This is a genomic window from Vibrio sp. OPT24 (genome assembly GCF_015163545.1).
GTDB lineage: Bacteria > Pseudomonadota > Gammaproteobacteria > Enterobacterales > Vibrionaceae > Vibrio > Vibrio cyclitrophicus.
On sequence record NZ_JADDYI010000053.1, the window covers coordinates 1,110,505 to 1,119,802 of the forward strand.

A 9,298-nucleotide genomic window follows, 5' to 3' on the forward strand; every position below is an offset into this window, starting at 1 on the left:
TCTACACTCAACCTGCCAATGAATTCGTTGCTGGGTTCATGGGCCACTACAATGTGGTGCAAGCGAACAAAGCCAAGCAGCTGTTCAACATTGAAACCGAATGGAAGGTGGCGATTCGACCTGAATCTATCTACGTTAAAGAGCAGGGTCGACAATATGGCGAACATATCTCTGCGCCAAAAGCCGGTACCATTCGCAACCACCAACTCTTGGGTAACGTGATTCGATATCAAGTGGACGTTGATGAGTGTGAATTAACGGTCGACCTACTTAACCGCTCCTCTGAACGACTGTTGGCAAACGGCAGCCAACTTGAACTCCTGTTTAACCTTAACGAAATTCAACCTGTGAGAGCCTAAGATGTTCAAACCTTTGTATGTATTTGATATGGATGAAACGCTGATCAATGCTGACGCAGCGATGCTTTGGAATGAGTTCTTGGTTGAAAAGGGCATTGCCACAGCGCCCAACTTTATTGAAGAAGATAAGCGCTTAATGGGTCTGTATTCGGAAGGCAAACTGAACATGGAAGATTACCTCACGTTTTCCATGCAACCTTTAGCCGATATGCCAACAGAGCAAGTCACAGCATTGGTCGAAGAGTGTGTTGAGCACTATATTTTGCCTAAACAGTTCAAGCAGTCGAAACCTTTGATTGAGCAGCTAGAGAATGATGACATCGACATGTTGATCATCTCGGCTAGCGTCACTTTCCTAGTAGAAGAGGTCGGTCGCAAGATTGGTATCGAGAACGCACTCGGTATCGATTTGGTCGAAAACCAAGGCCGTTTCACGTCTCAGATCTTTGGCGTACCAAGCTACCGTGAAGGCAAAGTAACGCGTTTGAAAGAGTGGTTAGACAATCAAGAAACCAACTACTCAGATATCCACTTTTATACCGATTCAATCAACGACTTACCTTTATGCGAACACGCGGACTTTGCTTACTTGGTGAATCCATGCCCTCGTTTGAAATCACTGGCTGATCAACCGAATTGGTCGATTCTCAACTGGGATTAACGCTGATCCCATCTTTGAATTATGTTCGCTTTAGAACGAAAAAGCCGCTGATGAAAGCGGCTTTTTCGTTCGTATTATTCTATTTCTAGTTTGTAACCTATCCCGTAAATGGATTTAATGTAGTCACATTTTTCATTTATCGAGACCATTTTTTTACGTAAGTTTTTAATATGGCTATCGATAGTGCGATCACTGACCACTCTTCTATCGTCGTAGATTTTATCAATCAATTGATCGCGACTATAAATGCGGCCAACATTTTGATAAAGAAGGTGCAAAAGCCGAAACTCAGCTGGCGTTAAACTTAGCTTAATACCACATAGGACGGCGGTCATACTCAATTCATCAATATCAATGGCGTTCGTTGCTGACGTGGCTTGGGGCTTGTTGGAACGGCGCAAAATATTTTTCACCCTCACGACTACTTCTCTCGGGCTGTACGGCTTACATATATAATCATCTGCACCCAATTCAAGCCCAACGAGTCGATCGATCTCTTCGACCTTGGCTGTCGCCATAACCACAGGGATGTCACTGAACGTTCTCAGCTCTCGATAAATATCCAACCCGTCTCGATTGGGTAGCATTAGGTCGAGAATAATGAGTTTAGGCGATGCTTGTTTTACCCAGTCAATGACAAGATTACCATCGATAATATGATGACTTTCAAGGCCAGAGTGCTCTAAGTACTCACACAGTACACTTGCTAATGCAGGCTCATCTTCGACGACTAAGATCACGATTTTATTTCCTTTGGTAACGCTATGATGATTCGTAGTCCACCCAATTCTGAGTGGTCGGCAGTAATGTGTCCTTGGTGCGCTTCAACGATATTTTTACAGATAGATAAGCCAAGCCCAGAACCGCCACTTGAGCGACTGCGCGATTTATCAACGCGGTAAAGCCTCTCAAACAAACGCGGAAGTGATGCATCAGGTACACCTGGATCACTGTCTTCAACGTTGATAATAATACTATCACTAATGTCGGTAACATCTATCGATACATGCCCATTATCGCTAGTGTATCGTGCGCTATTTTCCAACAGATTCACAAACAGTTGTGTCAGTAATCTCTCATCACACGAGGTAAACAGTGGGGCTGAATGGTCATAGTGCTTTGTTAATGTGATTCTTTTCTGTTCTAAACGGATCGAGTTTTGAACGATCACAGAATCAATCAGTTTATGTATATCAACGTTGTTTTTAACATTGAGGTTAAATCCGATGTCATACAGGGAGAGTTGATGAAGATCCTCAACGAGTTGACCCAGTGTGATGATTTGTTGATGTAACGAGTCGATATATTTTGGCTCAGGAGATCGGATACCGTCTTGTAGCGCTTCTAGTTCACTTCTTAGCACGGTGATAGGCGTTCTAAGTTCATGTGAAATATCCGATAACCACTGTTCTCTAAGTGTTTTTTGTTTTCTTAGTGTTTCGACTACACCGTTGAATATTCCGATGAGATCGGACAATTCATCATTGCCGCTTTTTTCAATGTAGAAATCGAGATCGCCATTTTCGATAGATTTGGCACCTTTCGACAAAGCACGCAATGGTTTCAAAAATCGCCTAACAAGAAATAAAGCGATAAGGAATGAAAGCAACACGGTAATCGAAGCGATAGTGCTTACATGCGTCGTTTGTTGTTTGAAAAAGCTTTCTGCCAAAGGCCCTGATATTTCATCCATCTGGACGATGGAGATATACCCAATCACTTGATCATCCCGTGTTATTTCGACTAGTGCTTGATGCTGACCATCTTCAAGGTGATGTAGGTTTTCAGGAGGTCCAATTATAGCTCGCCCGTTTTGATCTAAAATGTTGAGTCGTTGCCAAATAGGTTGAAGATCTGGCGCTTCCGGCTCTCTTAATGGTGGTGGCGATGGGTGTCTGTCACGAGCATGTGGTCGTGAGGGGCCACCAATGCTACTGGCGATTAAATGTGGTTCACGTTCTAGCCGCCTCCACTTTTCGGAAGGTGAGTAATATTGCTTTAAGTTATTGGCGAGTTCTTGAGCTAGGGCAATCTCATTATTATTTGTGAAATCTTGGAGCCCTCTTTGAAAACTGGAGTTAATAAAATAGGTCAGTACAAAGAGCATGGTCACGCATACCATTAGTATTGAAACAAACAGTTTAGTGAAAATTGATATGCGCACGTTCTCTCCAGAAGTTAAAGTGAATTAGGACAGTAAAATGAATTAAGACAAAAGTGAGTTAAACCAATATTAGTCACCAATCGTGTGGGAAATGTGGACATTGATTTCTTTATTCATCTTAGGCCATGTATAAGCATCTTTTTGTTAGAAACGAATAGCGAGCTGACAGGGTGCTATACCCCATCAGCTCGCATTGAATTATCACTATTTTTGGATAACCCTCTAACAATTATTGACGTCTTGGTGGTGGCGGCGGAACTTCCTCTTCCGATAGACCACCGCTTCCATCTGCGTCTAGTTTGTCAAAGTCATCGGCGAGTGGACCTCTGAGCTCTTCTAATTGTAACTCGCCATCACCGTTTGCATCCATTTCTTCAAAACTTGGCATTTCTCTTGGACCTTCACGGCTTTCAGCACACGCTTGAAGCGCGAATGTCGATGTCAGTAAAAGTAATGCTGTCGTGATTTTTTTCATAATTTAATTCCTATTCGTAACCAAATATAAGTGTATTTCTTTGACGCAAATAGGTTAGCGATCAAATTAGCAGAGAAAATGGATAAATCTAGGAGATGAAAGTTAGCGTTTAACTTTAATAGGGCATCAGTTCATCAGCCCATCAAGTCAGGTTGTTTAAACCTCCATTGTTTCTACATAGTTTCCACATTTTCTATTTTTATCCTAGTCCATTATTGAACTCATGAATTTAATGCCTTTAGCAATAAAGGCAGAAAGCTATCGTTGGTATTGAAATGGATTATTTTTTAGGAGCCGTAGAATGAAGGCAATGGTAAAAAAATCAGTCGTTGTCTCTTCTACGTTGTTGGTTGCTTCTTATAGTAACGCTGCTCTTTATAGGGTGGTTTTGGAGGAATCACCAGTAGAAACGGAATCGGTGTATGGGGTTGCAGTTGAACCAGAGCTTGGTACAACGGATTGCTTTAGTACCAGTTGTGGTGACACCGATTACGCATTCGCAGGGGAAGCTCAAAATGCAGAACCAGGTTTTTCCTTTAAAGAGGAGGTCCCTTTTGGTATCGATAACACGTTCTACTATTTGGATTATGACGATATCTATAGCTACTGCACAAGTGAACTTGGCTACGCGACTTGTGAAGCTTGGAGTTCTTTGTTGTGGTATGGCGATGAGGATGCAGGCATTGGAGGCTTGAGAAATGAGCGTGATGCATATTACGAGCTGAGCTATCAGACGAATTCCACGGCTTTCTATGACTCTTATTCGTTAAGTGATATCCCTGATGTTGGCAGTAATCCACCTGATGTGAGCAGTTATAGTTATTCCTTTGTTGATGGAACAGAGGAGAAGGTGATCACTAAAGTTGACGAGAATGGTTTTGTTCTTGGTAACACCAGCAGTGGTTATTACAGCTATAACAACCAATATATTCAGTTGTATAGGCAGCGTGGTTACTACGATACAGGCACTGAATTTACGGTTCTCCAACCTGAAGCCGATACCAGCATTACGATCAGCGATGCTGACGGCGAAGCGAATATAATCTCCCAAATGGGAAGAACGATGGCTTTTGATTCTTTCAGTTATGGAGGAGAAAGCTATGTGGTCGGAAGTGCGTCCGTTGCGACTTTTTATTACAGTGATGAGTATAAAGATTATGATTCTCCGTACACATCCGACAGTGATGCAGAGGATCTAGATAATTGTATCGATGAAGATATTGAGCCTGCTTTATATCCAGAGTGTCAGAACTTTGCTTTTGCTAATCGAGCTTTTGTCTGGAATATAACCGATGCGAATGGCCCCAATGATGATGGAAACCGTTTCTCAGTATCTGATTGGGAAACCAGTTCGACCTATTACTCTTACAACGATGATGAAGCTTCAGCACAGGCGAGTGTGAGGGCTGCAACGATTTCATCTAGAGGGACATATAGCTCTTATCCTGTTTTAGTTGGTTACAATACAGAGCTAGATGATTCTGATAACTTTCTTATGCAGGCTGCTGTGTTTAGGCCAAGCAGTACGTCAAATTTCAGCGTTTCGGAAAATGCTTGGACGACGACATTTATCGCTAATGCGACGGTAGAAGTGAGTGATTCATACATTCACAGTAATTCTGTCGCAACAGATATTAATGAAAACATGATGGTTATTGGTTATGCAAAACGAGATGGTGATTATCCGTCGGATCGTGTGTCTGACAATCGTATGTTTGTCGCTGATGCGAATGACACAACGCCAACAGCTACATTCTTCGCAAGTTTAGGTGAAGACATTTTCTTTGATAGTGCAGAAGGAAAAGCAAGTGAGATCAATAATTACAATGAAATTGTTGGCTATGTTGACGCAGAAACTCACTCTGAAGTAGACGGCCATGAAAGGAGGCATCGCGGCTTCATTTTTCCTTACAACGACATTGGTACCGATGCTGATAGACGTGCAAGATATAATGATCAAGCTTGGTGGTTAGACGACCTAACTAACGGTGGTGACTACAGTGATGCCAACAACCACTTTAGAATATTGGACGCAACCGACATTAATGATGCGGGTGTTATCTCAGGGACGGCAATACAATGTTTTGCGAGTGAAAGTAGCTCCTCTTCTATGGCTTATGATTCAACCGCGCACTTTGCATATTGTAATGATGGAGTAGGTGACGAGAGGGTGGTGGCTGTGAAACTTATCCCGATATCTGGAGCAACAAGTGAAGACATTGCTGAAAGAAGTGATGATAGCGCTGAAGATGTTGAACGTAGTGGTGCCGGTACCGGGTTATTGGTGCTTATCAGTTTGATGTCCGTGCTTTCAGTTCGCTTGAAAAAATCTCGTTCTGTGATTACCTAAATTGATGACGTGCTCACGAGATAAACAACCTCTATTTGACCATCAACCATCAATCATCAACCATTAAAGTAATGGGTTAGAGTTGATGGCTCACCCTATGAGAATACCATTGGGATATGAAGCTTTTTAAAAGAGCATCACCTGTTTTGTGATGCTCTTTTTACGTTCAACATACACTTATCTCTTTCTGCTTTAGCCCATAAAGCTCAAATGTAACAATTCAATAACATTCCTTCTTCTTCTGTAAATCAAACCACCACCTTTCAATCCCTTGATAGCACTCACTTTCTTGTCTCGATGGTTTGTGTGTAACAAATATTTTACAAGCTGACAGGGTTTCATCGAAATTGCCCATTTTCCTCCACCCATTCCATTATCTCGGCTTGTGGGCCAAATTTAATTAAGGACAAAAAATACACAACACCAATAGGTACAAGGAGAAAGTTCATGGTGGAGTCATACAACCCGCTTGGCACAGATGGATTCGAGTTTGTTGAATACACGGCCGTTGACCACAAGGAAATAGAGCAACTTAAAGCGCTGTTTGTGTCACTTGGTTTTGCTGAGATCGCCAAGCACCGTTCAAAAGAGGCTTGGCTGTATCGACAAGGTGACATCAACTTTATCGTCAATGAACAGCCTCACAGCCAAGCGGAAGCGTTCGCTAAAGTTCACGGCCCATCGGTGTGTGGCATGGCGTTTCGTGTCAACGAAGCAACAGCTGCAATGGAGCAAGCGTTTAAGGGTGGCGGTGAAGAGTACAAGACAGAAATAGGGCCGATGGAGCTTAGCATTCCTGCCATTTACGGCATCGGTGAAAGCCTGCTCTATTTTGTGGATCGCTACGGCAAGCAGAGCATCTACGACGTTGATTTCCGATTCTATGATGACGCGCAAGAGCGCATGGCGAAAGCCGGCGTAGGCCTTTATGAGATCGATCACCTCACGCACAACGTGAAACAAGGCAATATGGATCTGTGGTCTGGTTTTTATGAGCGTATCGGTAACTTTCGTGAGATTCGCTACTTCGACATTGAAGGTAAGCTGACAGGCCTTGTGAGCCGTGCCATGACCTCACCATGTGGCAAGATCCGTATTCCAATCAATGAGTCTTCAGACGACAAATCACAAATTGAAGAGTTCATTCGTGAATACAACGGCGAAGGTATCCAACACATCGCGCTTGCTACGGATGACATCTACAAAACGGTGAAAACCCTGCGTGATCGCGGCATGGACTTTATGCCAACCCCAGATACCTACTATGAGAAAGTTGACGATCGTGTAAAAGGCCACCGGGAAGATACCGATCTGTTGCGTGACCTACGCGTTCTGATTGATGGTGCGCCGACCAAAGACGGCATCTTGCTGCAAATTTTCACACAAACGGTAATTGGGCCTGTGTTCTTTGAAATCATTCAGCGTAAAGGTAATGAAGGCTTTGGCGAAGGTAACTTCAAAGCGCTGTTTGAATCGATTGAAGAGGACCAGATTCGTCGAGGAGTATTAGACGATGCATAAATGGATCTCGTTTCCTCATCGGGAGGGTGTGTGCTCTAAACAAGCGCACGCCGATTTTCCCGAAGAGGCAATTTATGAGCGAGAGGCGGGCCGAAGTGGGTTCTTCGGCCCAGCGGCTCACTTTCATCACCAACATGCCCCAACAGGTTGGTCGGAGTGGGAGGGTGATCTGCGCCCTCGCGCTTTTGATTTCACGCTGGTGGAAAAAGCCAGCCAGATAACGCCTTGGGCTGTGCCTCATCTTTTGCACAATGCGGACTGCAAAATTCGTGTGTGGCGCATGGACGAGAAGATGGATTTCTTGGTGCGTAATTCCGACGGTGATGAGCTGCTGTTCATTCATCAAGGCAGCGCCGATCTCTATTGTGACTATGGTCATCTAGAGGTGAGTGAAGGGGATTACGTGATGATCCCGCGCTCGACCAACTGGCGTTTAGAGCCAAGTGAGCCTATGTTCATCTTGATGATCGAGAACACAGATGCGGCTTACTCCCTGCCAGAGAAAGGCATGGTCGGTAATCACGCGGTGTTTGATCCTGCTGTGCTCGACATCCCTTCTATCAATGATCAATTCCGCGTTCAGTACTCAGAAAATCAAACTCAGGTTCAGGTAAAACGCCACGACAAAGTCAGCGTTATTACTTATCCGTTCAATCCATTGGATGCAATTGGTTGGCATGGCGACCTAGCTGTGGTGAAAGTAAATTGGCGCGATATCAGACCGCTGATGTCACATCGCTACCACTTGCCACCCTCTGCGCATACAACGTTTGTTGGCGCAGGCTTTGTGGTGTGCACCTTTGTGCCACGCCCGATTGAGAGCGATCCTGGGGCGTTAAAAGTGCCGTTCTACCACAACAACGATGATTACGACGAAGTGCTGTTCTATCACGCAGGTGACTTCTTCAGTCGCGATAACATTGAGGCGGGCATGGTGACCTTCCATCCGGCTGGGTTTACGCATGGGCCTCACCCTAAAGCCTTTAAGGCAGGGCAAGCGCACAAGAAGAAGTTTACCGATGAAGTGGCGGTGATGATCGATACTCGCCACGCGCTGCAGTTCTCTGATGAACTCGATAGCGTTGAGAACAAAGAATATGTCTACAGTTGGCAAGAGAAGTAAGGGGCAACAAGGATGAAATTAGCAACCAAGAAAAATGGTACTCGCGATGGTCTGTTGATGGTCGTGAGTAGAGATCTTAAACAGTGTGTGCCAGCGACGGAGATTTTTCACGCGATGCATTTGGCGCCAACCATGCAGGTAGCTTTGGATAACTGGGACAGTGTTGCGCCTCAGTTAGAAGAATTATACACCTCGCTTAATACTGGGCATGTGATAGGCAGTGAAGTCTTTGCGCCTCAATATTGTGAATCGCCTCTGCCACGCGCTTATCAATGGGCAGATGGCAGCGCGTATGTAAACCACGTTGAGCTGGTGCGTAAGGCTCGTGGTGCTGAAATGCCAGAAAGCTTTTGGGTCGACCCGCTTATGTATCAAGGCGGCTCAGATACCTTTATTGGTCCTCGTGACAATATTGAATTTGCTAGTGATGATTGGGGTATCGATTTTGAGGGCGAAGTCGCCGTTGTCACCGGAGATGTGCCAATGGGTGCTAGCGCTAAGCAAGCGCACGATTCTATTCGTCTGCTGATGCTGGTGAACGATGTGTCGCTGCGCGGTTTGATCCCGGCAGAGCTCGCGAAGGGCTTTGGTTTCTTCCAGTCTAAACCCTCTTCAGCGTTTTCTCCGGTTGCCGTTACACCTGAC

At 44.6% G+C, this 9,298-nt stretch carries 9 protein-coding genes; 6 read left to right on the top strand and 3 right to left on the bottom strand.

Annotated elements, in window-relative coordinates:
* Both IQO02_RS22280 and IQO02_RS18555 read left to right on the top strand, forming a co-directional pair.
* A partial coding sequence (locus IQO02_RS22280; protein ID WP_228006067.1) for a TOBE domain-containing protein occupies nucleotides 1–359 on the top strand: 359 nt, incomplete at its 5' end.
* 1 nt (nucleotide 360) lies between these two features.
* Nucleotides 361–1,020 carry an HAD family hydrolase gene (locus IQO02_RS18555; protein ID WP_016785450.1) on the top strand — a complete coding sequence of 220 codons (660 nt, stop codon included), beginning with the start codon at nucleotides 361–363 and terminating at the stop codon, nucleotides 1,018–1,020.
* Between the two features lie 74 nt (nucleotides 1,021–1,094).
* On the opposite strand, the gene IQO02_RS18560 is transcribed toward IQO02_RS18555, so the two are convergent.
* The 3 genes from IQO02_RS18560 to IQO02_RS18570 form a co-directional block, all read right to left on the bottom strand.
* Entirely contained in the window at nucleotides 1,095–1,760 is a 666-nt protein-coding gene (locus IQO02_RS18560; RefSeq protein ID WP_010432275.1) for a response regulator, read from the bottom strand.
* A complete protein-coding gene (locus tag IQO02_RS18565; RefSeq protein WP_016767944.1) occupies nucleotides 1,757–3,127 on the bottom strand; it encodes an ATP-binding protein in 1,371 nt (456 codons plus the stop codon). The genes IQO02_RS18560 and IQO02_RS18565 overlap by 4 nt, the downstream gene beginning before the upstream one ends.
* 286 nt (nucleotides 3,128–3,413) lie before the next feature.
* Complete coding sequence (locus tag IQO02_RS18570; RefSeq protein WP_010432281.1) at nucleotides 3,414–3,659, bottom strand: hypothetical protein; 246 nt, start codon at nucleotides 3,657–3,659, stop codon at nucleotides 3,414–3,416.
* A gap of 301 nt (nucleotides 3,660–3,960) precedes the next feature.
* Between IQO02_RS18570 and IQO02_RS18575 the strand changes: the two genes are divergently transcribed.
* The 4 genes from IQO02_RS18575 to IQO02_RS22285 all read left to right on the top strand — a co-directional run.
* A complete protein-coding gene (locus tag IQO02_RS18575) occupies nucleotides 3,961–6,009 on the top strand; it encodes a DUF3466 family protein (protein ID WP_016787470.1) in 2,049 nt (682 codons plus the stop codon).
* A 447-nt stretch (nucleotides 6,010–6,456) separates the two neighbouring features.
* Nucleotides 6,457–7,530 (top strand): 4-hydroxyphenylpyruvate dioxygenase, encoded by a 1,074-nt coding sequence (gene hppD / locus IQO02_RS18580; RefSeq protein ID WP_016800456.1) that lies wholly within the window; start codon nucleotides 6,457–6,459, stop codon nucleotides 7,528–7,530.
* The gene (locus tag IQO02_RS18585) at nucleotides 7,523–8,653 is read left to right on the top strand and encodes a homogentisate 1,2-dioxygenase (protein ID WP_010432292.1); all 1,131 of its coding nucleotides are present in this window, start codon (nucleotides 7,523–7,525) and stop codon (nucleotides 8,651–8,653) included. The genes hppD and IQO02_RS18585 overlap by 8 nt, the downstream gene beginning before the upstream one ends.
* 12 nt (nucleotides 8,654–8,665) lie before the next feature.
* On the top strand, nucleotides 8,666–9,298 hold a 633-nt coding region (locus IQO02_RS22285; protein WP_228006068.1), incomplete at its 3' end, for a fumarylacetoacetate hydrolase family protein.

Excerpts from the sequence above, each read along its gene's own strand:
- hppD (WP_016800456.1), top strand. The coding sequence starts at position 6,457 with ATGGTGGAGTCATACAACCCGCTTGGCACAGATGGATTCGAGTTTGTT.
- IQO02_RS18575 (WP_016787470.1), top strand. The coding sequence starts at position 3,961 with ATGAAGGCAATGGTAAAAAAATCAGTCGTTGTCTCTTCTACGTTGTTG.
- IQO02_RS18570 (WP_010432281.1), bottom strand. The coding sequence starts at position 3,659 with ATGAAAAAAATCACGACAGCATTACTTTTACTGACATCGACATTCGCG.
- IQO02_RS18565 (WP_016767944.1), bottom strand. The coding sequence starts at position 3,127 with ATGCTCTTTGTACTGACCTATTTTATTAACTCCAGTTTTCAAAGAGGG.
- IQO02_RS18585 (WP_010432292.1), top strand. The coding sequence starts at position 7,523 with ATGCATAAATGGATCTCGTTTCCTCATCGGGAGGGTGTGTGCTCTAAA.
- IQO02_RS18555 (WP_016785450.1), top strand. The coding sequence starts at position 361 with ATGTTCAAACCTTTGTATGTATTTGATATGGATGAAACGCTGATCAAT.